The 23451-nt window shown below is 32.1% G+C and carries 24 protein-coding genes; 15 read left to right on the forward strand and 9 right to left on the reverse strand.

Annotation, left to right across the window (positions count from 1 at the left end):
* The first annotated feature begins 56 nt into the window (after nt 1–56).
* The 3 genes from NZ698_RS05455 to NZ698_RS05465 all read left to right on the forward strand — a co-directional run bounded on the left by NZ698_RS05455 (nt 57) and on the right by NZ698_RS05465 (nt 3455).
* The gene (locus NZ698_RS05455) at nt 57–1040 is read left to right on the forward strand and encodes an aldo/keto reductase (RefSeq protein ID WP_263002071.1); all 984 of its coding nucleotides are present in this window, start codon (nt 57–59) and stop codon (nt 1038–1040) included.
* A gap of 209 nt (nt 1041–1249) precedes the next feature.
* On the forward strand, nt 1250–2986 hold the full coding sequence (locus tag NZ698_RS05460; RefSeq protein WP_263002072.1) for a UvrD-helicase domain-containing protein: 1737 nt from the start codon (nt 1250–1252) through the stop codon (nt 2984–2986).
* Nucleotides 2987–3119: 133 nt separating this feature from the next.
* A complete protein-coding gene (locus NZ698_RS05465; RefSeq protein ID WP_263002073.1) occupies nt 3120–3455 on the forward strand; it encodes a nuclear transport factor 2 family protein in 336 nt (111 codons plus the stop codon).
* A gap of 14 nt (nt 3456–3469) precedes the next feature.
* On the opposite strand, the gene NZ698_RS05470 is transcribed toward NZ698_RS05465, so the two are convergent.
* The 4 genes from NZ698_RS05470 to NZ698_RS05480 form a co-directional block, all read right to left on the reverse strand.
* The gene (locus tag NZ698_RS05470) at nt 3470–4273 is read right to left on the reverse strand and encodes an AraC family transcriptional regulator (RefSeq protein WP_263002074.1); all 804 of its coding nucleotides are present in this window, start codon (nt 4271–4273) and stop codon (nt 3470–3472) included.
* A gap of 73 nt (nt 4274–4346) precedes the next feature.
* The gene (locus NZ698_RS19505) at nt 4347–4604 is read right to left on the reverse strand and encodes an SDR family NAD(P)-dependent oxidoreductase (RefSeq protein WP_368407649.1); all 258 of its coding nucleotides are present in this window, start codon (nt 4602–4604) and stop codon (nt 4347–4349) included.
* Between the two features lie 45 nt (nt 4605–4649).
* Nucleotides 4650–5375 carry an SDR family NAD(P)-dependent oxidoreductase gene (locus NZ698_RS05475; protein ID WP_368407650.1) on the reverse strand — a complete coding sequence of 242 codons (726 nt, stop codon included), beginning with the start codon at nt 5373–5375 and terminating at the stop codon, nt 4650–4652.
* A 21-nt stretch (nt 5376–5396) separates the two neighbouring features.
* Complete coding sequence (locus NZ698_RS05480; protein WP_263002075.1) at nt 5397–5774, reverse strand: VOC family protein; 378 nt, start codon at nt 5772–5774, stop codon at nt 5397–5399.
* A gap of 228 nt (nt 5775–6002) precedes the next feature.
* Between NZ698_RS05480 and NZ698_RS05485 the strand changes: the two genes are divergently transcribed.
* The 6 genes from NZ698_RS05485 to NZ698_RS05510 all read left to right on the forward strand — a co-directional run bounded on the left by NZ698_RS05485 (nt 6003) and on the right by NZ698_RS05510 (nt 12783).
* On the forward strand, nt 6003–6680 hold the full coding sequence (locus NZ698_RS05485) for a response regulator transcription factor (protein WP_263002076.1): 678 nt from the start codon (nt 6003–6005) through the stop codon (nt 6678–6680).
* 9 nt (nt 6681–6689) lie between these two features.
* Nucleotides 6690–7976, forward strand: a complete 1287-nt coding sequence (locus tag NZ698_RS05490; protein WP_263002077.1) for a sensor histidine kinase — start codon at nt 6690–6692, stop codon at nt 7974–7976.
* A gap of 388 nt (nt 7977–8364) precedes the next feature.
* Nucleotides 8365–10011 carry an LTA synthase family protein gene (locus NZ698_RS05495; protein ID WP_263002078.1) on the forward strand — a complete coding sequence of 549 codons (1647 nt, stop codon included), beginning with the start codon at nt 8365–8367 and terminating at the stop codon, nt 10009–10011.
* Between the two features lie 164 nt (nt 10012–10175).
* Complete coding sequence (locus NZ698_RS05500; RefSeq protein ID WP_263002079.1) at nt 10176–10760, forward strand: HD domain-containing protein; 585 nt, start codon at nt 10176–10178, stop codon at nt 10758–10760.
* 51 nt (nt 10761–10811) lie between these two features.
* Nucleotides 10812–11582: a phosphatase PAP2 family protein gene (locus tag NZ698_RS05505; protein WP_263002080.1), complete on the forward strand. Its 771-nt coding sequence runs from the start codon at nt 10812–10814 to the stop codon at nt 11580–11582.
* A gap of 697 nt (nt 11583–12279) precedes the next feature.
* A complete protein-coding gene (locus NZ698_RS05510) occupies nt 12280–12783 on the forward strand; it encodes a hypothetical protein (RefSeq protein ID WP_263002081.1) in 504 nt (167 codons plus the stop codon).
* 54 nt (nt 12784–12837) lie between these two features.
* On the opposite strand, the gene NZ698_RS05515 is transcribed toward NZ698_RS05510, so the two are convergent.
* Entirely contained in the window at nt 12838–13869 is a 1032-nt protein-coding gene (locus NZ698_RS05515) for a threonine aldolase family protein (RefSeq protein ID WP_263002082.1), read from the reverse strand.
* A gap of 85 nt (nt 13870–13954) precedes the next feature.
* On the opposite strand from NZ698_RS05515, the gene NZ698_RS05520 reads away from it, so the two are divergent.
* The gene (locus tag NZ698_RS05520; protein WP_263002083.1) at nt 13955–14608 is read left to right on the forward strand and encodes a metal-dependent transcriptional regulator; all 654 of its coding nucleotides are present in this window, start codon (nt 13955–13957) and stop codon (nt 14606–14608) included.
* Nucleotides 14609–14684: 76 nt separating this feature from the next.
* On the opposite strand, the gene NZ698_RS05525 is transcribed toward NZ698_RS05520, so the two are convergent.
* Genes NZ698_RS05525 through NZ698_RS05535 form a run of 3 tightly spaced genes read right to left on the reverse strand, consistent with a single transcriptional unit; the run spans nt 14685 to nt 17749 of the window.
* A complete protein-coding gene (locus NZ698_RS05525) occupies nt 14685–15830 on the reverse strand; it encodes a hypothetical protein (protein ID WP_263002084.1) in 1146 nt (381 codons plus the stop codon).
* Nucleotides 15831–15854: 24 nt separating this feature from the next.
* Nucleotides 15855–16754 carry a TssN family type VI secretion system protein gene (locus NZ698_RS05530; RefSeq protein WP_263002085.1) on the reverse strand — a complete coding sequence of 300 codons (900 nt, stop codon included), beginning with the start codon at nt 16752–16754 and terminating at the stop codon, nt 15855–15857.
* A 53-nt stretch (nt 16755–16807) separates the two neighbouring features.
* A complete protein-coding gene (locus tag NZ698_RS05535; protein WP_263002086.1) occupies nt 16808–17749 on the reverse strand; it encodes a type VI secretion system baseplate subunit TssG in 942 nt (313 codons plus the stop codon).
* A gap of 278 nt (nt 17750–18027) precedes the next feature.
* On the opposite strand from NZ698_RS05535, the gene NZ698_RS05540 reads away from it, so the two are divergent.
* The 5 genes from NZ698_RS05540 (at nt 18028) to NZ698_RS05560 (ending at nt 22878) form a co-directional block, all read left to right on the forward strand.
* On the forward strand, nt 18028–18819 hold the full coding sequence (locus NZ698_RS05540) for a S1/P1 nuclease (RefSeq protein ID WP_263002087.1): 792 nt from the start codon (nt 18028–18030) through the stop codon (nt 18817–18819).
* 270 nt (nt 18820–19089) lie between these two features.
* Nucleotides 19090–19956, forward strand: coding sequence for a sigma-70 family RNA polymerase sigma factor (locus tag NZ698_RS05545; RefSeq protein ID WP_034757900.1), 867 nt, complete (start codon nt 19090–19092; stop codon nt 19954–19956).
* A 65-nt stretch (nt 19957–20021) separates the two neighbouring features.
* Nucleotides 20022–20654 (forward strand): hypothetical protein, encoded by a 633-nt coding sequence (locus NZ698_RS05550; protein ID WP_263002088.1) that lies wholly within the window; start codon nt 20022–20024, stop codon nt 20652–20654.
* The gene (locus tag NZ698_RS05555; RefSeq protein WP_263002089.1) at nt 20654–21775 is read left to right on the forward strand and encodes an FAD-dependent monooxygenase; all 1122 of its coding nucleotides are present in this window, start codon (nt 20654–20656) and stop codon (nt 21773–21775) included. Before NZ698_RS05550 ends, NZ698_RS05555 begins: the two co-directional genes overlap by 1 nt.
* 446 nt (nt 21776–22221) lie before the next feature.
* Nucleotides 22222–22878, forward strand: coding sequence for a T9SS type A sorting domain-containing protein (locus NZ698_RS05560; RefSeq protein WP_263002090.1), 657 nt, complete (start codon nt 22222–22224; stop codon nt 22876–22878).
* 79 nt (nt 22879–22957) lie between these two features.
* On the opposite strand, the gene NZ698_RS05565 is transcribed toward NZ698_RS05560, so the two are convergent.
* Complete coding sequence (locus NZ698_RS05565; RefSeq protein WP_263002091.1) at nt 22958–23431, reverse strand: DUF3347 domain-containing protein; 474 nt, start codon at nt 23429–23431, stop codon at nt 22958–22960.
* Between the last annotated feature and the right edge of the window lie 20 nt (nt 23432–23451).

Consider the following 23451-nt stretch of genomic DNA (forward strand, 5'->3'; position numbering starts at 1 on the left):
AATATTCGAACACGATCGTCTGATATTTGCAATAAATATTACATTAAAAAAATAAAATGCAAAAAAGAATATTAGGAAATCAAGGATTAGAAGTTTCCGCATTAGGATCGGGTTGTATGGGATTAACATTCGGTTACGGACCTGCAACAGACGAAAAAGAAGCAATTGAACTGATCAGAAACGCTTACGAATCAGGAATTACATTTTTTGACACCGCTGAAGCTTACAGCCAGGGTGGAAATGAAACTTTATTAGGTAAAGCAGTTCAGCCATTCAGAGACAAAGTGGTAATTGCTACAAAATTTGGTTTTCAGGATGGCGATCCTTCAAAAGGTGTAGACAGTCGTCCGGAACGCATTCGCCAAGTCGCTGAAAATTCATTAAGATTTTTAAACACAGATTACATTGACTTATTTTACCAGCATCGAGTTGATCCGAATGTTCCGATTGAAGAAGTTGCAGGAACGATTCAGGAGTTAATCAAGGAAGGAAAAATAAGACATTGGGGTTTGTCAGAAGCCGGAGTAGAAACCATCAGAAAAGCTCACGCAATACAACCTGTTGCAGCTTTACAAAGTGAATATTCGTTATTCTACCGTGAACCTGAAAAAGAAATCATCCCGACTTTGGAAGAATTAGGAATTGGTTTTGTTCCCTTCAGTCCACTTGGAAAGGGCTTTTTGACGGGTGCAATCAATGAAAATACACAGTTTGACAAAGACGATTTCAGAAATATCGTTCCGAGATTTTCAGAAGAAAACAGAAAAGCCAATCAGTCTTTGGTAGATTTGGTGAAAACAATTGCCACAGAAAAAGAAACTACACCTGCTCAGATTGCTTTAGCCTGGTTATTGGCACAGAAACCATTCATTGCGCCGATTCCGGGAACGACGAAAATTCACCGTTTAGAGGAAAATATTGGCGGAGCTTCTGTCGAATTGTCTTCTGAAGATTTATCTAAAATAAAAGAATCTTTGAGCCAGATTGAAATTGTGGGTGAAAGATATCCTCAACATTTACAGGCGAGAGTAGGAAAGTAACTTATTGCATTTTAAATTAAATCTTAGTTTAAAATATTAGTAACAACATCAAGATTTGTAATAAATTTAAAAGCTGGAGCGAAAACTTCAGCTTTTTTTCTGCAGAAAATTGTAAATTCACTCTCGCTTTTTTTTAATTTTTGAACATGCAGAATTTTTCAATTATAATTTAAAAAAATAAGAAAAGCATTTAAAAAAAAACACAAAAAATGGAGTGGACTCAGGAACAAAAAAACATCATCAATTCTACAGGAAACATCAAGATCAATGCAGTCGCCGGATCCGGAAAAACCACAACCGTTATTGAATACGCTAAAAATAGACCTGCAGGAACCAAGATTCTTTATCTGGCATTCAACAAATCGGTAAAATTAGAAGCTATAAAAAAGTTTCAGGAGAAAGGTCTTAAAAACGTAACTGTGGAAACTGCACATTCATTGGCTTACAAAAATATTGTTTTTCAAAGCAACTATAAAATCAGGGCTCAAGGCTACAAAACCAACGAAATTGCTGAGCTATTAAATCTTCAGGGAAATGAAGAGAAGCACACCGAATACATCATTGCCAATCACATCAACAAATTCATCACGTATTTCTGCAACAGCGACAAACTGAAGGTTCAGGATTTGAATTATCTGGATACAATTTCTGATCCCAATGCAAGAATTTTTGTGAATACATTTTATCAGTACATCCTTACCCAAACCCGATTATTACTGAGTAAAATGGACAAAGGCGAAATTGAAATCACGCACGATTTTTATCTTAAAAAGTTTCAGATTGCAAATCCAAAACTTCCTTTCGATTATATTCTTTTTGATGAAGGTCAGGACGCTTCACCTGCAATGCTTGATGTTTTCTTAAAGCAAAATGCAACCAAAGTAATTGTTGGTGATACGCATCAGCAAATTTACGGATGGCGTTTTGCCGTCAATTCTTTAGAAAAAGCAGATTTTGAAACGCATCATCTTTCAACCAGCTTTCGTTTTAGTCAGGATATCGCCAATCTTGCAATGGAAGTTTTAAAATATAAAAAGCACATCAATAATCATCAATCTGTTTTGATAACCGGGAAAGGTGAGACAGGAGAAACTAAAACTAAAGCGATTCTGGCAAGAACCAATCTTGGACTTTTGCTAAAAGCTATCGAATACGTTACCGAAAAGAAAAATGTAAAACATATCTATTTCGAGGGAAATATCAATTCTTATACTTATGCAGATGAAGGTGCGTCGTTGTATGATGTTCTTAATTTAAAAAATGAAAATCGTCATCTCATCAAAGACAAGCTCATCAAAGCAATGAAAAATCTCAAGGAACTGGAAGATTACATTGGAAAAACAGAAGATCTGCAACTTGGAATGATGGTTGAAATTGTGAAAGAATATGGCAACAAAATCCCGAATATCATTAAAACAATTAAAGAAAAACATGTCGATGGCGACGAAAAGGAAAAAGCAGAAATGATTTTTTCTACAGTTCATCGTTGCAAAGGGATGGAATACGACAGTGTGAGATTGGTAGAAGATTTTATTTCGGAAGAGACTTTAGAAAAACTTAAGAAAGATAAAAAACCGGAAGAAATTAATTTTACAAAACTTAATGAAGAAATTAACTTACTTTATGTTGCCGTTACGCGTGCAAAGAGCAAACTTCATATTCCTGAATCATTGATGCCTGTTGATTTTCCGGAATCCACGCAAATTAATATTATCAAAAACATTCCAAAAGAAGAAAAGAAATCCGAGAGATCTTATACCGTCGATCAGGTACGAGAAAAGCATAAAGGTGCGTATCAACCATGGACTCCCGAACTTGACCGGGAACTTTCTGAAATGTTTTCTGAAGGAATCAGCGGAAATGATCTGGCTAAACATTTTGGTCGCACAAAAGGTGCAATTGCTTCCAGAATCAAAAAATTGGAACTGGATGATTTTTATGGATAATTAAAATTAACTCTTCGTCATTTAGGATACGATTTAACTCATTTTGGCAACGTGATTTTCTTTTCATCAACCGACCTTTGTAATATTAAATTGAGAAATCAGTCATTCAAAATTTGTTAAAAATTAATCTAAAATGAATACAGAAACATTGATCAAAGATTGGATTGCAGTAGGCAACAGTTATGATACCGAAAAATATCTTGAATTTTATATTAAAGATGCAATTTTGGATGACCCATCTGTCGGACGGAAATTTGTCGGTCATGAGGGAATCAAAGACTATTTTGTAAATTATTTCATCGGTTATAAAACCCAGACTGAATTTAGAAAATTAGATGCAAAAGAAAATTCTGCTTATCTGGAAGTTGAATTTACAGGAGATTTTCCGGAAGGTAAAATTGGCGGAAGTTTTGACTTTATCTTTAAAAATGGGAAGATTGAATTTGTAAAAGCAGATCTTATTCACTGAAAAGTAATTAAAGATTATTGAATTTCCGTTGGTGAATACCCGAAATGTTTTTTGAAAGCAAAAGAAAAGTGTGACAGATTTTCAAAACCTGTTTCAAGATAAACATCAATTGGTTTACGTTTTTGCTCAGATAATTGATAATGGGCAAGTTCTAATCTCTTTTTGATAATCCATTTTTGAGGAGTTGTATTAAATGCTTTTTTGAAATCCCGCTTAAAAGTTGTGAGACTTCTTCCTGTAAGATATCCGAATTTTTCCATAGTCAGATTATGCATATAATTTTTCTCCATAAAATCGGATATATTAATTTTATTAAGTTCAGAAAAATCTGCCAAAAGACTGTCTATATCAGGATCTATGGATCGTAGAATGGTTATTGCTTCATCTATTTTTATAGAAACAATTTGCGGAGGCAATTCACTTTCCAAATCAAAATAGGGGATGAGCGAAGTAAAAAAACTTTCCAGCAAAGGATTTTTTTTATACTTCTTGATTGTATGCTTATTTCCTATTGTAAATTGAATGAGATTTTTAGTATAAAACTCCTTTAATCTTTGTGGCGTGAAAAATATAACGATTGCCTTATAAGGCTGCCCGTCTTTTGGATTTTTTATCAGCGTAGATAATTGATTGTTGGGGAATAGCAATGTGTCTCCTGGACCAAAAGTGTAGGTTTTATCGGCTTGTATTACTTTCATTTCACCTGAAATTATCCGGGCAAAAGAATGATGCTCCAAAGCAATCTCATCTTTGAAATATTTTTCTTCTATACATGATAAAAGAATTTCAGCATATTCACTTTGTTGTTTTCCCGCCATAACTTAAAATACAAATCTACGTATAAAAGAGGTGTTTTGCTTCACCTCTCTAAAATCATTAATAACTAAAAAATTAAATCATAAATTTTAAATCTGTCAATTCTTCGCTTAGCTTCCAAAGTTTTTGAGATGTCCCTTCATCTAAAGCATAAGGCATAACGCCACGGTGCATTACTTGCTCACCTTCAATACTTTCTATTGACATATTTTTTTCTGATTTATCCAATTCTGCAATTTCCACATTTTCACAATAAACACCTCCAATTTCATTAAGTTGCGGACTTGTAGCACACCAAACCGTTGTTGCAGCTCCTTGTGAAACCGATTTCAAACCTTTTGATGGATCATTAATGACATTGTTGTTTTCATCAAAAAGTCAAAAACTTTGTAGTACATCTTGTGAAACATTTCTACTTAATTCCGTGGACACAACTGTTCCCGGATGAACAGCATAGGAACGAACGCCAGCATTTTTTCCTCTGATATCCAATTCTAAAGAAAAAAGAATATTTGCAGTTTTGGACTGACCATAAGCAGAAAAGGTTTCAAATTCTCGATTGATAAAATTGGGGTCATCAAAAACAAATGGCGAAAAGTGATGTCCCCACGATGAAACATTTACAATCCGCGCTCCATCTGCTTTTGCCAATGCACTCCAAAGTTTTGCAGTCAGTTGAAAATGTCCAAGATGATTTGTTGATAACTGGCTTTCATAACCCCGTTCATCACGTTGTAACGGAACCCACATAATACCCGCATTGTTGATAAGCAAATGCAGTGGTTTTTTCAGATGGAGAAATTTTTTCGCAAATAAATCTATGGAATTTGAGTCCATTAAATCCATTTCTTCCAAAATTACATTGGAAATTCCCTGCAAGTTGCTTTTTGCTTTCTCAGTATTTCTTGCAGGTACAAAAACGGTTGCTCCCGCTAATGACAATGCTTTTACAGTTTCCAATCCCATACCAGCATAACCACCAGTTACAATGGCTATTTTTCCTGTAAGATCAATACCTTTTATAACGTCATTTGTCGTAGATGCAGCATTAAAACCTGAACCGATTGGATGTTGTAACGCTCCATGATAATTATTTTTTTCCATTTCTCTTTTGGTAGATAAAAATTATCCTTTATGCACAAGTTCAATTTCATAACCATCCGGATCGATGATCCAAGTTGCAAAATAGCCTGGATAATATTCAGGGAAAACTCTTGGTGCATACAAAGATTTGGCACCTGCAGCAAGAGCCGCTTTATGGAATGTTTCAACATCTGCATGATCTTTTGCTACAAAACCAATATGAACTCCATTGGAATCTGACTTTCCTTCTTTCAGCCAAAAAAATATCGAATTGTCTTTGCCAAAACCTTTCAGATCGGGATGTCCGTCCTGACCTTTAAAATCCATTGATAATTTGATATCAAGATGTTTTAAAGCGGTGGTGTAAAAAGCGCCTGAACGCTCTAAATCGCTTACCGTAATAATAATGTGATCCAACATATTTTTGATTTTTTGTTATAACAAAGGTAGATTGCATGAGAACGATGTACTTTGTTTTAAAGACTTATTTTACTTTGTTGAGAGGGTCGTTTATTTTATTTAAATCTCATAAAATCAATAATAACTATTGATTATTTTAAAATTCAAAATTTCTTCAGAATTGAATCTATAAATTAGCAGAATGATTATTTTTATATGATCAGTCAATTAAACCAATAAATATCACTGATGAAAATCCTGATTATAGAAGACGAAGTAGAACTTGCCAAAAGTATTGCAGAATATCTTTCGGTGGAAAACTATTTATGCGAATTTGCAGCAACATTCAGTGAAGCAATGAGCAAGATAGAGATATTTCAATACGATTGTATTTTGCTTGATATAACTTTGCCGGACGGAAACGGTCTGAAAATTTTAGAAGAACTTAAAAAAGAACAAAAACAGGATGGTGTAATCATTATTTCAGCTAAAAATGCATTAGATGATAAAATCAGAGGTTTACAAATTGGTGCAGATGATTATCTTACAAAACCTTTTCATCTGTCGGAATTGACGGCCAGAATTTATTCAGTTATCCGCAGAAAGCAATTTAGTAATACCAATGTGGTCACTCAGAAAGAATTGCAGATTGATCTTTTGGCTAAAACTGTTTCTGTGAATAATGAAATCATAGCTTTAACCAAAAAAGAATTTGATTTATTGGTATATTTCATTGGCAATAAAAATCGGGTGATTTCTAAAAGTACCTTGGCAGAACATCTTTCCGGAGACTTTGCAGATATGCTTGAAAACCACGATTTTGTTTACGCTCATGTGAAAAATCTGAAAAAGAAATTGTACGATGCTGGTTGCGATCATTATCTGAAAACAGTTTATGGAACAGGTTATAAATGGGAAAGCCTATAAATAAAATTTATGAAGCCACTATTAAGTAAAACAACAAGACCGTTTTTGATTTTTGTACTGATTGTTTTAATGATCAGTATTCCTGTTTATTACTTTATGGTGGATGCAATCTGGCAAAACGAACTTGACGAGCATAATGAAATCGTTGCAGAAAAAACATCATTTGAGTTTAACCGGATGAAAATTCCTAATGAAGAAATTCAAAGGAACATCACTTTATGGAATCAGATTCAACCGGGAACAAGCATTATAAAGTTATCGAATAATAATTTTAAGAAAGACGTAATATTTACGACCGAAAAGTATAAACCATTTTCAGCTGATAAGAAAATCGAACGTTACCGATGTCTCAAAAAAGTGATTTATATTAAAAACGAACCCTATCTTTTTACGATAGAAACCAATATTGAAGAAACTGAAGGTACAGTAATGATTATCGGGATCATCACATTATTCTTTTTTATTTTAATTGTTACAGGTTTATTTATTCTCAACAGAAGATTATCCAAAACAATCTGGAAACCCTTTAGAAATACATTAGAAAAGCTGAAAAACTTCAATCTCAATACACAAACTCAGATAGAATTTGAAAATACAGACACTATAGAATTTGAGGAACTGAATCAATCTTTAAGAAAACTCATTGCTCATAATGTTTCCGTTTACAAATCACAGAAAGAGTTTACCGAAAATGCATCTCACGAATTGCAAACACCACTTGCAATTTTGAAAAACAAGCTTGATCTGCTGATGCAAAACGTTGATCTTACGGAAAAGCAATACAATATTGCTGAAGATATGAATAAAGCACTTTCAAGAAGTGCCAGAATTAATCAAAACCTTTTGCTTCTTGCAAAAATTGGAAACAGTCAGTTTGATCACTCGGAAATCATCAATTTTCATGAATTGGTAAAACAAAGCATAGAAAACCTTCAGGAACATCTCGATCAGAAAAACATCACTTTGCAGATTGATTCACTACAAGATACAACAGTGAATGGAAATACAAGTCTGACAGAAATACTGATTAATAATCTATTTCTCAATGCCATTCGACACACTCCGACAAATGGTTTTATTTTTATCAGTTTAAATAATTCTGTGTTTTCAGTAGCAAATTCCGGAGTAGTGAAACTGAACGAAGAGCTTTTATTCAAAAGATTTTCAAAACTATCTGCCAATAACAGCGGAAGTGGTTTAGGATTGGCAATTATTAAGGAAATTTCCAAATCCCAAAGATGGGATGTTCAGTACAGTTTTGTCGATAATAATCACGTATTTTCAGTAAAATTCTAAATTTATTCTAAATTGAGTATGTCCTTTGTCTGACTTTAACAGACAGGCAATGACTACGACAAAACAACGTTCAGAGCGTTTTTTTAAAATTTTTGAAGGCAGATTTTCTGTATTATTTTATGTTTTAACCTTTTACATGATTTTATCCTTTCTGATTAGGATAATTCTCTTAATTTGGTCATCATCCGATGCTGATTTTAATCCGTTTTATATTTTACGGGCATTTTTTACAGGATTTCTTTACGATCTTACAATGGGCTCGTTATTTTTATTTCTATATGCTTTTTATCTTTTAGTTTTTCCAAAAAAATGGATAGGATCTTTGCTAGATAAAGCTTTTACGTACTTTTATTTAACCTTAATTTTCATCATTATTTATTTTAGTCTCATGGCTGAAATTCCTTTTTGGGATGAGTTTGGAGTGAGATTTAATTTCATCGCTGTCGATTATTTGATTTATACTTACGAAGTAATAGAAAACATTAACCAATCTTATCCGTTGCCTTTAGTTGCAGGTGTTTTGATCGGAATAATTACATTGACATTTTTTGTATTAAAAAAGAAAAGCGCTTTCAAAAATACTTTTAGAGACAGGAAACCGATTTCTTCACGTTTTCTACCTGCACTTTCTGTAATGATTATCGGATCTGTTTTAGGAATTTTACTGAAAAACAAACAGGCAGATTTCAGCAATAATCTTGTCATCAATGAAATTGGAAAAAACGGTGCCTTTTCTTTTATTTCTGCATATCAATCCAATGAACTTGATTATGAAACTTTCTACCCGAAAATTCCCAAAAAAGAAGCTTATTCGATTGTGAAAAGTAAACTTTTACAGAAAAATCAAAATTACGAATCTCCAAAATTTGATGATATTTCAAGATTGACAAAAGGAAATCAAGAGCAGCATCCAAATATTATTGTCATTGCCATTGAAAGTTTCAGTGCAGATTTTCTGACAGAATTTGGAAATAAAGATCATCTTACACCAAATTATGATCAACTTGCAAAGGAAAGTATTTTCTTCAAAAACCTTTACGCAACCGGGACCAGAACTGTTCGTGGAATGGAAGCTTTGACGTTGTCTGTTCCGCCAACTCCGGGAAATAGCATCGTAAGAAGACCCAATAACCAGAATTTATTTTCAGTTTCAACCATTGTGAAATCAAAAAATTATCAGCCTTATTTTATTTACGGTGGTGACGGTTATTTTGATAATATGAATACTTTTTTTGGCGGACAAGGTTTCAATATCGTTGACAGAAATCGAGGAAATCCTTTATCAGACGAAATTAAAACACAAAGATTTGCTATTAATGATAATGAAGTGAGTTTTGAAAATGCATGGGGAATCTGCGACGAAGATCTTTACAAACAATCTATAAAATACGCCGACAAAAGTGCTCAGGCAAACAAATCGTTTTTTCAGTTTGTAATGACGACCTCCAATCACAAACCATTTACTTTTCCTGCAGGAAAAATTGATCTTCCGCAAGGTGACAGAAATGCAGCTGTGAAATATACCGATTACGCTTTAGGAAAATTTATTGCAGATGCAAAAACAAAATCCTGGTTTAAAAATACAGTGTTTGTCATCGTTGCAGATCATTGCGCAAGCAGTGCCGGAAAATGGGAAATCAATATTGCCAAACATCATATCCCAGCCATAATTTATAATCTTAATCAACAACCCGAAAAAATCAATCGCCTGACTTCACAAATCGATCTGATTCCGACTTTATTCGGTTACCTCGGTTGGAATTATAAAACAAATCTGTACGGAAAAGACATTAATCAAACAAAAAAAGGAGACGAAAGAGCATTTATCGGAAATTACAGGACTTTAGGACTTTTAAAAAATAATACTTTTACCCAAATTGATGATCGCAAAAGAGTGAAACAATTTGAAGTTTCCGGAAAAGATCAGTCATTAACGGAAATTCATTCTGTCAACAGAAATTTAATTTCTGAAACCATTGCATCTTATCAAACTGCAAGTGAACGTTTTAAAAATGGTAAAATGAAAGCTAAATAAATTTTTGATTCGAATAATAATTCAAAATTTCTTCTAAATCAGGTTACACCTTTGTTTGGTATATTGGTTTTCACTTTTGGCGAGACACCTTCTCACGAATTTTATTGCTACAAAAACAATAAGCTTACAAAGTTTGAAATATAAATATGACAAATATTTAAATGATGAATAATTTAATAGAAGCTGTCAGCAATTATGTGAAATTATTTCTTGAAGAAAATCTTTCGGATCAAATTAAATTTCACACGATAGAACATACTAAAATGGTTGTGAATGCAGTGAAGGCAATAGGGATACATGAAAATTTACCTGTACATGAAATGGAAACTGTTATTATTTCCGCTTGGTTTCATGATTGTGGTTATGCAAAAACTTACATTAGACATGAAGATGAAAGCAAAAAAATTGCGAAAAGTTTTCTTGGAAAATTTGGCTGTGAGTCATATTTTATTGACACAGTTTTAAAATGTATTGATGCCACAAAATATCCTCAAAATCCGTTGTGCCTTGTTGAAAAAATCTTGTGTGATGCAGATATGTATCATTTGACATCGCCGAATTATCCAAAATACGAGAAAGCTCTACGTCAGGAATTTGAAAAATATCTCGGTTTGATTTACAATGATGAAAATTGGAAAATTAAGAATTGTAATTTTTTCAGAGAACATGTTTATCATACAGAATACGGTCAAAAAGTACTTTCAAGATTTAAAGAAGTCAATCTTAAATTAATGAATTGTCAAAAATAATTTTCAAAAACACCCAGTTTAAAAATGTCAAAATACAGTAAAAAATTAATAATGATTTTTATCGTTATGCTTTCAGCCTACGGAAAAATTACTGCGCAAAGCACGATTGATTCTACAAAGGTTTTACATTTCAGACAGGATAGTATCATTAAAATAAATTCCAAAGAAAACCGGTTGAATTATAAACGCTTCATAATACCGACAGCATTTATAAGTTACGGAGTTGCCAGTTTAGCGATAAAAGATCTGCAACAGCTGAATTTTTCTACCAGAGATGAAATCAATGAACACAAACCTGATCACATCCGGCTTGACAATTATACGCAATTTGCACCCGCAGTTTTGGTTTACGGATTGAATGCTGCCGGAATTGAAGGGAAACACAATTTCAGGGACAGAAGCATTATTTACGGAACATCAATGTTGATTACTTCGGCAATTACAGTTCCTTTAAAACATGTCGTGAAAGAAGAAAGACCTGATCAATCAAATAAACTTTCTTTTCCTTCGGGACACACTGCAATTGCTTTTGCTTCAGCACAATTTATGTTCAGAGAATATAAAGACACTAGTTTTCTGTTAGGAATTTCTGGTTATTCATTTGCGATTTTCACAGGAATTTACCGAACGTTAAATGACAAACATTGGGTAGGAGATGTGGTTGCAGGTGCAGGTTTTGGAATTCTTTCAACTGAATTAGCATATTGGTTGTACCCAAAAATCAATCATTTACTTTCAGGAAAAAATAAAAATGTATCAACGATGATTATGCCTTATTACCAGAATAAAAGTTTCGGAATCGGATTGGTGAAGAATTTTTAAATGATAAATAAATATTCGTAGTAATATGTAATCAAATAATTGAACAGACAATTGTTCTAAATTATTATTGTAATGTATATAACAAACAATAATTTCAAAAAAATAAAAATTATTATGATTAATTTATCCAAATTTCAAATTGTGACAATATTAGTTAAAACACGTAATCAATTGATTTACAATATTAAAAACAGTTAATTCAAATCATAAAAAATATTCTATTTAACATAATATAAATTATAGGACTTTTTGAAAACTGAATGTGGAGCAGTTTATTGATGTAAATTATGCTCAAATTGAAGTAATTTTTAACTCATCTAAATGATTAATACAAATTGAATAGATTTAGTAATAAATAATTTGAAACTTCATATTTTAAATTCTAATCTGAAAATATTTCCTTACGTACACAGCGATTTTAAATTAGATTTAGATTTAATTTTTTTTATCATTTATTTTCACGGAATTTCGAATATCATTCCAGAAAAATATTTTTATGCGATTCTCAGCGATTAGAAATTCTATTAAGTTTGGAAGATTTTTTGTTGAATGATTTAATAATAAAATTTTAAATTTTCCAATCATAGAAAAATATGTAAAATTTATTGAGATTTAATTTTCTTATTAATTTACCTACCATTCAGATAACAATCATTATTTTAGCAAAACAAATCAATTTAACATAATATAAAAAGTCATGAAAAAGTACATTCTATTAAGTTCGTTATCTTTATTTCTGATCAACTGTAATAAAAAAGTTGAAACTACAGCACCCGCTGCAAATGCAGATTCGCTTACAGATACAACCGCAACAGTCATTGATACATTGGGCGCAAAATCATACTGCTATTTTGGAGTTACCGGAAAAGACAGTGTTTTCGTGAGCATCGACGATAATCTAGGTACAGTTACAGGAAAAATGGCTTATAAAAACAGCGAAAAAGACAGTTCAAAAGGTGAACTTACAGGTTTTAAATCTGGAGATACGCTGAAACTGACTTACGAATTTGCTTCCGAAGGAACAACCAGTAAAAGAGATATTTTCTTCCTTCAAAAAGGTGCAAGTTTATTGGAAGGCATTGGAAATCAAAAAGATGAAAATGGCCAGATGAAATATGCTGATGAAGCTAAAGTCGCTTACAAAGATGGTCAGAAACTGGAAACTGCAGATTGTACAATCGTTTCAAAAGCTTTAAAATAATTTTTAAATTACTTATCTAAAAAAAATGCAACCTTATTCGGTTGCATTTTTTTTCTATATATTTTGATCAATAATTTTAATAAAATCTTCGACTGCTTCATCACTCGTATTCCATGATGTGATCAAGCGAACTGCCGACGAATTTTCATCAACATTTTTCCAAACATAAAATTCAAATTTTTCAGATAAAATATCAATAATTTGGTGATTTAAAATCGGAAAAATCTGATTGGTAAAAGTATCTGAAAGAAACGAAATTCCTTTTTCTGATAAAGCTTTTTTGATTTTCATAGCCTGTTGATTGGCGTTTTTTGCCAGATCAAAATACAAATCATCCGTCATCAATTCTAAAAACTGAATTCCCAACAACCTTCCTTTTGCCAACAAAGCTCCTTTTTGTTTAATGTTAAAAGCAAAGTCTTCTTGTAACGACTGGTTGTTGATAATGATCGCCTCTCCTATTAAAGCTCCGTTTTTTGTTCCGCCCAAATAGAAAATATCGGTCAGTTTTGCAATATCTTTTAAAGATAAATCACTTATTTCGGAAGTAATTGCATGTCCCAATCTTGCACCATCCATAAACAAATACATATTATTTTCACGGCAAAATTCTGAAAGATTTTCAAGTTCTTCCTTTCTGTAGATTGTTCCAAGTTCTGTAGAATTTGAAATATAAACCAACTTCGGCATTACCTGATGCGGAATATTTCTGTGATTATCCAAAACTGGTTGTATATCAGAAGGTTTCACCTTTCCATCTTCAGTTTCTATGCTTAATACTTTATGTCCGGTTGCTTCGATTGCGCCTGTTTCATTATTCAAAATATGTCCTATTGAAGCAGAAATTACACACTGATAAGGTTTTAAAACTGAAGAAATAACAATCAGATTTGCCTGAGTTCCTCCCGAAACGAAGTAAACATCCGCATCTTTATTATCAATTTTTCTTTTAATTATATTTTTGGCTTTTAAAGAATATTCATCTTCTCCATAACCCGCCTGTTGATCGGTATTATAACGTAAAAGTGATTCTAAAATTCGGGGATGACAACCCTCGGAATAGTCGTTCTTAAATGAAAATTTCATTCAGTAAAATTAAAAAAACTTAAAATAACAAGACTAAATTTTAAATATTATTTTGTTAGATTTGTAATGAAAATCATCTAACATTTTGAAAACAACATTAACAGAAGAAAATTATCTGAAAGCTTTGTTTCACTTAGTTGACAATGAAGGAAAAGTAACGATTAATGAATTGAGCAAATTTCTCAACGTAAAAATGCCAAGCGTTAATAATATGATGAAAAAGTTTTCAGAGAAAAAATGGGTTGTTTATGAAACCTACAAACCTTTGAAAGTCACCGAAAAAGGAAGACGTGAAGCTGCTTTAGTAGTAAGAAAACACAGACTGACAGAAATGTTTCTTGTCAAAAAAATGAATTTTGGCTGGGAAAATGTTCACGAAATCGCCGAACAGCTGGAACATGTTCATTCAAAAATATTTTTTGATAAAATGGATGAGATTCTTGACCATCCTAAATTTGATCCTCACGGAGAACCGATTCCCGACAAAGACGGAAATATTATTTCTCAGGATTTGCAGAAATTAAGCGATTGTAAAGTTGGTGAAAATGTAACTTTTGCTTCTGTAACGCTTTCTGATGATGCATTTCTAAATTATCTTACTGAAAGAAAGCTTCTTTTGAATACAAAAATTAAGATCATTAAGATTGAAGATTTTGACAGATCAGTCACAGTTGAAGTTGAAGGAAAACAGGAAGTTTTAAGTAAAAAAGCAACTGAGAAAATTTTAGTTAAAAAATAGAGACTCAGAATTTGATATTAAAAATAAATCCCGAACTGTAAAATTCGGGATTTATTTATTTTAAAATTGAAAATAATTAATCTAAAACGCTCCAACCTCTTTTCGGATTGGTATTGGAAGAAACTTCCTGTTCGTTAACAATGATATTTTCTTTTCTTTGTCCGATGTAATCCAGTTCGCTCAATTTAGAGAAAATGATTTCTAAACTTCTCAACATCTGCTGAATGTATAAAAGCGGTTCGCCACAATTATGATGATCGTAATTGGTTTCTGCCACGGTTGACAATTGGTTGAGTAAAGTATGGGGAGCAATTTCACTCCATTCTAAACTGTAATTCAACATTTCTTCTAACTCAGCCGGAACCAAAACCTGTGTGGCGTTGTAAAGTCTTAAAGCCAATTTAGCAAAAGTTTCGATTAAAAAAACTGGCGGTTGATAAGGAATTACATTTCTAAACTGGAAATACATATCACCGAAAGTATTAACTAAAACCGTACACAATGATTTTACATTCAATGCTAAAGCTGTGTTTTGATTTTTATGCGAAGCTTTCTGAATGATTTTAAATGCATATTGCTGAAGATTTCCGATTGATTTTGCATATCCGTTATAATAATCAATTATCGCAGGATGGCTTTGTACAGACGTACAAGGTGGAATAAATGTTGTGTTAACCTGCGCAATATTTCCTTTAAAATCAACCTTTCCCACAACGAGATAATTCCCTCCCGAATAATTGCTGTTCAAAGATGAAACTGCCAATAATTCGATATGATAATTGGCATGAGCATTCGGATGACGCGGCGGAATTTCTTCCGGATCGATATCACCAAAAGGTACTTTATCAAAAGGATTGACCGAAATTAAAATATAATATTCTCCATCGATCTGATTTTCATCCAAATTCATTGATTTGGCAAGAGATTTTACGCTTACTCTCCTGTCTCTCAGTTCAATTCTGTAACCCGCCAATGTTACTGCGCTGCAATGTTTGATAACAAGCTGTACGTCATTGGTCGCGGTATTATGAACATCAAAAATGGTCTTGTCCGTAAACTCATTAGGAATTGGCAGCAATCCGTAATTATATGTTGTGATAGCCAGAGAATTGGCATCTCTGATCGTATCTATTAAAAAATTATCCTGATCATTGAGGTGTCTCTGAGAAACTTTCATCCCGTCGACCCAGTTGATTGCAAAATGTTTGATTGGCTGTATCATAGTAATACTTTTTAAAATTTGTGATTATGATAATCTTCTTCCTTCTTCTTCATGTTGGATAACCCTTTTACAAACTACTACTTCATTTTCAGAAATGCTGTTTGTACTAATATCCTGGTCAAAATCGATATATTTTCTGAAACTGAAAAAAGATTTTTTGGTATAAAATATCCAATAGTACGATTCTCTGCTTTCATCAGAAAGATGAATGATCGATTTGGGATTTTTGTGGTTGTAATCGTCAACTACACGGAAAAACCAGTCTCCGAAAGTAACTCCGGTCGGTAAAGTTTTAGCTTTGATTCTGAATCTGTTGGCGTCTTCAAGATTTTTACTCAATTCGACATTCAAAACCATTAACCGGTCAAAATCTGCTCCTTCAAAATCCGGCGGTTTCTGATCAGGAGAATATCTCCAGGTTTTATAAATATCAACAGGAATACTGATAAACTGAATATAGCAATAATGAAAAGCCATCGGTACAAAGAAGATCAGAGCACTTGTTGCAGACATCACGGGAAATCCCTGATCATTGCCGACCCATCTAAAAATCATAACGAATAAATATGCTCCCAAAAGAACGCAGGTAAATGAAAGTACAGATTCAAATAAAACACTTAAACCAAATGACTGTATGTGTTTTCTGAAAAACCTGTGCATTAAATTGACGTGAAAAATCCCAAGCAATAAATAAATAAGCTGAGAAATAAGATAGTAATAAGGGTTGAAAAGATTTCCCGAAAAACCCAAAAACCCGGGAATTGCCAAGCAAAAACTGAAAAGCAAAACATAAATGATGATTACTTTAATCTTTATTGCAGGCTGATTTCTTCTGATAGCGGCCATGATGCCCATCATAATTACCGCCAGCAACGGCACTAAAATATATCTTAAAAATACACCTTTTACTGATGAAAATTCCATTGAGTTCTATTAATATTGATTGTGATTGATGATTGTAAATATAATAAAATATTTTACAGAAAAGTAGAGAAACCTAGCCTGTTGGAATTTCTTTCGTCATCTTCAAGCATGAATGAATATTCTTTCTTTTCGGTAATAAAATTTTCTTCAATTTCTACACTTACGGGAAGGCAATAATCGTACAAAGCCTGAAGAACTTCTCTGAAAGGATTTCCCGGAATGTACCTTTTCATTTCATGATAAGGAATCGGACCGATGTTTACGATCCAGTTTCTTTCGCCGTCCATATGTTTTCCGCTTGGAATATAGGTAACTCCCAATCTTGAATTTCCAAGAAGAATAGAATCATCGTCTTCTTCAATTCTATCGATGATATTTGGAGTAAAAGTAATTTCTACAGGAACTTGTAAAAATGAAGTCATACAACGTTCAAACCATTTTTTATCTCCTCGTATATGATGAAAAAAAGGTAAAATATGAATAAAAATATAAGCGTTTTTTTTGTCGAGCATCTTCACAACCGGCCAAAGTTCAGAAAAAACTTTCAAAAGAGAATCTGTTTCACTTGCCAGATCAAAGTCAAATTCTTTAAGCAAAGCACCGATTTCCGTAAAGAAAATTTCAAGCTCAAAAGGTCTGAAAAACTTTCTAGCATCATCTTCTACCCTTTTTTGTTTTCTGATTTCGTTGACTACACTTTCGACATTTTTTCTTGATGTATTAAGTGACGGCGGATGAAAAATTCCTTCAGGTAAATAGTCGTAAATACCTTCTCTATAGGTTTTTATATTGAGAACTTCTTCATCAAAACCCAAATATTGACTGGAGATACTTTTGATATCTTTTAGGTAAGCTCTGTCGTTGATTCCTATTCTGTCAATAAAAATATTGCTGACCGCCCGATGGTATTTCAGGAGATTTACTGCCACTGCTTCAGCTTTAAAATCTGTCTGCAGTTTGTTATAATGCATATCTACAATGCTATTTTCGTACATACTCTTATTCTGTGATTGTGGTTGTTTGGTACAAGATAATATATCTCTAAATTTTGAAAAATTATTTTTTCTCTAATTTTTAAATATTTTTACCAATCCAATTTAGTAATAAAATTTGTGAATTGATGATTATAAAATTAAAATTTAGAAATTTACCGCAAAAATATTACAGATTAAATTTCTTTAACAATCCATAAATGTCAAAAGAAAAAGATTCTATTTAATCTGATTTTAAAAAGTCTGACCTATCTTTGCACATCTAAAATTATTACTGAAAAATGAAAAGTATTTATTCTAAAATGCTGCTTTTATTGATGATTTCCAGCTCAGTATATTCTTATGCTTGGGGATTGACGGGTCACCGTATCATTGCAGAAATTGCAGAAAACCACTTGTCTGGTAAAGCAAGAAGAGAAATCAGAAAAATGATGGGTCAGGAACGTCTTGCATATTGGGCAAACTGGCCTGATTTTATTAAATCTGATACTACCGGAGTCTGGAAGCAGACATCAGTTTGGCATTATGTAAACATCGATCCGCAAACAGATTTCACAGCATTTGAAAAGAATTTAAAAGCGCAGTCAGGACCAAGTCTTTACTCTCAGATCAAAACTTTATCTGCACAGATCAAAGATGAAAAAACTTCTGAAAAAGACAGAAAAATAGCTTTGATTTTCCTTATTCATATGATGGGAGATCTTTCTCAGCCGATGCACACAGGAAGGTCTGAAGATTTAGGAGGAAATAAAATTAATGTTACTTATTTTGGTGAAAAAACAAATTTACACTCAGTATGGGACGGAAAATTAGTAGATTCTCAAAAATACAGCTACACAGAATACGCAAAACTTCTCGATATTAAATCTAAAGATGAAGTAAAGCAAATTCAGTCGGGAACATTAGAAAACTGGTTGTACGATTCTCATCAGATTGCCAATAAAATCTATGCGCAAACTCCAAATGATTCAAAATTAGCATACGATTATCAGTACAAATTTAATGATACTATGGAAAGACAGCTTCTTTCAGGAGGTTTGAGATTGGCTAAAGTGTTGAATGATTTGTTTTAAAAGTGATTTTTGAATAGGTGAATTTTAAAAGTCAATTTTAAATTCTTAATATATAAAGTGAAACTTCGGTTTCACTTTTTTTGTCTCGTTAATTGATGCGTCAGTTAAGGTGTTTTTCACAATGTAGAATCAAATAAATCAGGAGCGATAATTTACAACTAATTTCCCAACATCATTTTAACTAAATAAAAAATAATTAAAACAAGTGTAACCTTTTATTAATTTCAAACGTATAATATATAGTAACTCTATTTTTGAGAATAAAAATAAATGAGACAATTAAAAATAACCAAGCAGGTTACCAACAGGGAAACCGCTTCACTAGACAAGTATTTGCAGGAAATTGGTAAAGTAGAATTGATTACCGCAGATGAAGAAGTTGATTTGGCACAAAAAATCCGCGCCGGCGATAGAGTCGCGTTGGAAAAATTGATCAAAGCCAACCTTCGTTTCGTAGTTTCAGTATCAAAACAGTACCAAAACCAAGGTCTTTCTCTTCCCGATTTGATCAATGAAGGGAATTTAGGATTGATGAAGGCTGCAAAAAGATATGACGAAACAAGAGGTTTTAAATTTATCTCTTATGCCGTTTGGTGGATTCGTCAGTCGATTTTACAGGCTTTGGCTGAGCAGTCAAGAATTGTAAGATTACCGCTTAACAAAATTGGTTCGATTAACAAAATCAATAAAGCATACGCTCACCTTGAACAGGAAAATGAAAGACCTCCTTCTCCGGAAGAATTGGCTGAAGTTCTTGACATGAGTGAAGAAGACATCAAAGAATCAATGAAAAACTCTGGAAGACACCTGTCGATGGACGCTCCATTGGTGGAAGGTGAAGATTCTAACTTATATGACGTATTGCGTTCCGGAGAGTCTCCAAGCCCGGATAAAGACTTAATGCTTGAATCTCTTCAGATTGAAATTGAAAGAGCCTTAAACACGTTGACTCCAAGAGAGGCAGATTTGGTAAGATTATATTTCGGACTAAACGGTAAACATCCAATGACTTTGGAAGAAATCGGTGAAACTTTTGATCTTACAAGAGAAAGAGTTCGTCAGATTAAAGAAAAAGCGATCAAAAGACTAAAACACAATACAAGAAGTAAGATTTTGAAATCTTATTTAGGTAAATAATTTTAGTTTAAATAATTATTAAGCGGAGTTTGATTTTTCAGGCTCCGTTTTTTTTATATTTGAATATGGAAGAAAATAAATTAAATCAAATTATTAAAAGCGAAGAATTTGCTTTAGCCTCAGATATCGCAGAAATATCATTAGATAGTTTTGCAAATGACGGGATTATAAAAGATGTACCGATAATTGGAACAATTGTTAAATTATTAAATATTGGTAATACAATTGGCGACAGAATTTTCACAGATAAGCTAATTCATTTCTTAAAAGAAATAGATAACTTAGATCAAGAATTTATTTTAAAAGAAATTAGATATATTGATGATTCAGAAAAACATAACCGCAAAGTTGGTGAAAAAATATTAGAAATAATAAATAGAATTGATTCTGAAGGCAAGCCTCAAATCATTGGTCGTTTATTTAGAAATTTCATAAATAAACAATTTAGTTATCTTGATTTTTTAAAATTGGCTGATATTGTCGAAAAATCATTTTATTATGATCTTATATTATTGAAGGAATGCAAAAATGGTAAATTCTATATAGACTTAGATAAAGAACTTTATAATTCAGACTTAGTGACAGTACAAGGAATAGGCTCATTTGATGCGACAGAAGAAGAGAGAGCTGAATTTAATAAAACAACATTTTTAATTACTTCAAAAGGGGCAATGTTATTAGATTTTGGTTTAAAGTAATGAATCAAATTTCAATCATCGGAGCCGGAATTGGCGGTTTGACTTTAGGAAATATTCTCAAACAACAAAATTTAGATTTTACCATTTACGAATCTGCGCCGGAGATAAAACCTGTCGGAGCAGGAATTATGATGGCAGTCAACGCAATGCAGATTTTTGAGAAATTAGGCTTAAAAGAAAAAATTGAAAATACCGGAAACAAAATTCACGGAATTTCTATCACGGATGAAAAACTGAAAACGATTTCTACCACCAATGTTTGGGCTTTAGAAAAGAAATTCAATTCTTGTAACGTTGCCATTCACAGAGCTGATTTACAAAATATTTTGGCGGAAAGCATTGGTTTTGAAAACATTAAACTTGACTATAATCTAAATACGATTGAAAAAAAAGAAAATTATCTTTTAAAGTTTGAAAACGGAAACGAAATTGAAAGCAAAATCGTTTTCGGAGCAGACGGAATTCATTCGAAAATAAGAAATCAAATTTTAAAAACTGGAAACATTAGAAATGCAAAGCAAAAATGTTGGCGTGGATTAACTGATTTTGATTTACCTGAACAATATTTTCATCATGCTTTAGAAATTTGGGGAAAAGGAAAACGGTTTGGTTTTGTAAAACTATCTGAAAATAAAGTATATTGGTACGCTTTGATTAACGACAAAAATTTTAGGGAAAAAATTGATTTAATTGAAGAATTCAGTGATTTTGATCCGTTAGTTTTACAAATTTTGGAAGCTACGAAACCGGAAAAAATAATTTTAAATGATATTATTGACCTTGCTCCTATTCCGAAATGGTTTTCTGAAAATCTTTGCTTAATTGGCGATGCCGCTCACGCAACTACTCCGAATATGGGACAGGGCGCTTGTCAGTCGATTGAAGATGCATATATTATCGGAAAATTACTCAAGAAAAATAAAAATTTCAATTCCGTCTTCGAAGAATTCCAAAATATCAGAAGAAAAAAAGTTAATTATATTGTCAACACAAGCTGGAAAATAGGAAAAATTTCACAGTGGGAAAAAGGAAATTCGATACGAAATTTCTTGATGAGATCAATTCCCGAAAGTCTGAATCAGACAATGATTGATAAGATACTAAAGCTTGAATTAGAATAAATTAACTAATCAAAGACATTAAAATTACTTTATTTCTTTAGATATATATAAAATTATAACATTATATTTAAAAATCTATTACTAATTAAATTATTTTAAAATTCTTAAATAATCAACTAAATAATAAACATTTATTAACAAAATAATTATCAATTAGAGATTATGTGGTATCTTTGAACATTAAATACACATATAATGCAAAAAAAATTTCTGTTTCCTATAGCATTTTGACTTAATATTATTAATATAATGTTCAAGTTGGGATAGAGACTAGGAATATTCAATCTGTTATTATCCAACAAGTTAACAGTTCTGATAAAGGATTTTTGACTACCATTGTAAGTCTTACGCTAACAATATTTTGTACCATTGATTGGTGATCAAAATACCGGATTTTCTGAATTGAAAAAAACATAATAAATATTAACAATTAAATAAATCATATTATGAAAAAAACATTATTCTTTTTTACAATTTTAAGCACAACATTAGGTTATGCTCAAACCACGATTAATTCCTTTCTTGGAGACTGGAATCAGAGTGACGGTAAATTGCTGAAAATAACAGCATTGTCAAATAACGAAGGCAATACAAAAGCACGTTATGATTACGGAACGTATTATTACAATTCAAATTTTCCGAATCCTTCTCAATACAACTATGTTGTAGTCTATAATCCTGCAAATAATACAATTACTTTTACTTACATTTCGCAATACGTAGACTACATTCAGTATACCACTTACTATCAGTATTCTTATAACGTAACAAATATCAGTCAAAGTCAAATGACACTTACCAATAGTATAAATGGTGAAGTTCTAACATATACAAAAGGAATTTTAGGAACTTCCGATTTGAGTAAATCTTCTAAACAAGTAATTCTGGCGGAAAATCCCGTTAAAGATGAACTCATTTTAAAATTGGGTGATGGCGTTGATCAAATACCAGTCAAAATTTATAATCTTGAAGGTAAGTTGCTGAAGAAAATTATGTATTCCGAGAAAAAACCAACTGATGTAAGTGATTTAGCCAAAGGAATTTATATTTTAGAAATTCAAAACAAAAATCAATCTTCAACAATTAAAATGATTAAAGATTAGGATTAGGATTAGAATATTCTACAGAACAAAAAAGAAACTCAATTAGAGTTTCTTTTTTTTATATTTAAATTAACTTAAATTACTTAATTTCAGACTTCACAGAACCACAATCAAGCATCGATTTTCCGTAATAAGGATTGACGATTTGCTTTTCGTTACTCATCCAACTTCCTTTTGCCATCGGGCAATATTGTACGAAAATCGTTTTATCAGACAATTTATTTTCTTTAGCTAAACCAATCATAACATCTGATAAACTATAGAAAGCTTTTCTTTGTGTCTCAATGTTTTTTGCCTGAGCTATTGTTGTTGCATCAGCTTTTAACGACGTTAGTTGCTTCTCTGTAATCATTTTTGCATTGACGGTTTTGGAAGTTTTGAGAAACTCTCCTGCTGCCATCGATGTTTTCTTGATATCATCGGAAGCTAAAGCAGATTTTACCGAAATATAATTTTGGTAAAGCTTCGTTAGTTGCGGGTTTGATTTTGACTGTGCGTTTGCTGTAACAAAAGCAATCAGTGAAAATAGAAATGTGATAATACATTTTTTCATTGTTCTGAACTTATAATGAT

This window comes from Chryseobacterium edaphi (genome assembly GCF_025628985.1).
GTDB lineage: Bacteria > Bacteroidota > Bacteroidia > Flavobacteriales > Weeksellaceae > Chryseobacterium > Chryseobacterium edaphi.

Excerpts from the sequence above, each read along its gene's own strand:
- NZ698_RS05510 (WP_263002081.1), top strand. The coding sequence starts at position 12,280 with ATGAAAAAGTACATTCTATTAAGTTCGTTATCTTTATTTCTGATCAAC.
- NZ698_RS05470 (WP_263002074.1), bottom strand. The coding sequence starts at position 4,273 with ATGGCGGGAAAACAACAAAGTGAATATGCTGAAATTCTTTTATCATGT.
- NZ698_RS05455 (WP_263002071.1), top strand. The coding sequence starts at position 57 with ATGCAAAAAAGAATATTAGGAAATCAAGGATTAGAAGTTTCCGCATTA.
- NZ698_RS05550 (WP_263002088.1), top strand. The coding sequence starts at position 20,022 with ATGGAAGAAAATAAATTAAATCAAATTATTAAAAGCGAAGAATTTGCT.
- NZ698_RS05535 (WP_263002086.1), bottom strand. The coding sequence starts at position 17,749 with ATGTACGAAAATAGCATTGTAGATATGCATTATAACAAACTGCAGACA.
- NZ698_RS05485 (WP_263002076.1), top strand. The coding sequence starts at position 6,003 with ATGAAAATCCTGATTATAGAAGACGAAGTAGAACTTGCCAAAAGTATT.
- NZ698_RS05505 (WP_263002080.1), top strand. The coding sequence starts at position 10,812 with ATGATTTTTATCGTTATGCTTTCAGCCTACGGAAAAATTACTGCGCAA.
- NZ698_RS05565 (WP_263002091.1), bottom strand. The coding sequence starts at position 23,431 with ATGAAAAAATGTATTATCACATTTCTATTTTCACTGATTGCTTTTGTT.
- NZ698_RS05540 (WP_263002087.1), top strand. The coding sequence starts at position 18,028 with ATGAAAAGTATTTATTCTAAAATGCTGCTTTTATTGATGATTTCCAGC.
- NZ698_RS05465 (WP_263002073.1), top strand. The coding sequence starts at position 3,120 with ATGAATACAGAAACATTGATCAAAGATTGGATTGCAGTAGGCAACAGT.
- NZ698_RS05545 (WP_034757900.1), top strand. The coding sequence starts at position 19,090 with ATGAGACAATTAAAAATAACCAAGCAGGTTACCAACAGGGAAACCGCT.
- NZ698_RS05490 (WP_263002077.1), top strand. The coding sequence starts at position 6,690 with ATGAAGCCACTATTAAGTAAAACAACAAGACCGTTTTTGATTTTTGTA.
- NZ698_RS05530 (WP_263002085.1), bottom strand. The coding sequence starts at position 16,754 with ATGGAATTTTCATCAGTAAAAGGTGTATTTTTAAGATATATTTTAGTG.
- NZ698_RS05555 (WP_263002089.1), top strand. The coding sequence starts at position 20,654 with ATGAATCAAATTTCAATCATCGGAGCCGGAATTGGCGGTTTGACTTTA.
- NZ698_RS05475 (WP_368407650.1), bottom strand. The coding sequence starts at position 5,375 with ATGGAAAAAAATAATTATCATGGAGCGTTACAACATCCAATCGGTTCA.
- NZ698_RS05500 (WP_263002079.1), top strand. The coding sequence starts at position 10,176 with ATGAATAATTTAATAGAAGCTGTCAGCAATTATGTGAAATTATTTCTT.
- NZ698_RS05525 (WP_263002084.1), bottom strand. The coding sequence starts at position 15,830 with ATGATACAGCCAATCAAACATTTTGCAATCAACTGGGTCGACGGGATG.
- NZ698_RS05560 (WP_263002090.1), top strand. The coding sequence starts at position 22,222 with ATGAAAAAAACATTATTCTTTTTTACAATTTTAAGCACAACATTAGGT.
- NZ698_RS05460 (WP_263002072.1), top strand. The coding sequence starts at position 1,250 with ATGGAGTGGACTCAGGAACAAAAAAACATCATCAATTCTACAGGAAAC.
- NZ698_RS05495 (WP_263002078.1), top strand. The coding sequence starts at position 8,365 with ATGGCTGAAATTCCTTTTTGGGATGAGTTTGGAGTGAGATTTAATTTC.
- NZ698_RS05515 (WP_263002082.1), bottom strand. The coding sequence starts at position 13,869 with ATGAAATTTTCATTTAAGAACGACTATTCCGAGGGTTGTCATCCCCGA.
- NZ698_RS05480 (WP_263002075.1), bottom strand. The coding sequence starts at position 5,774 with ATGTTGGATCACATTATTATTACGGTAAGCGATTTAGAGCGTTCAGGC.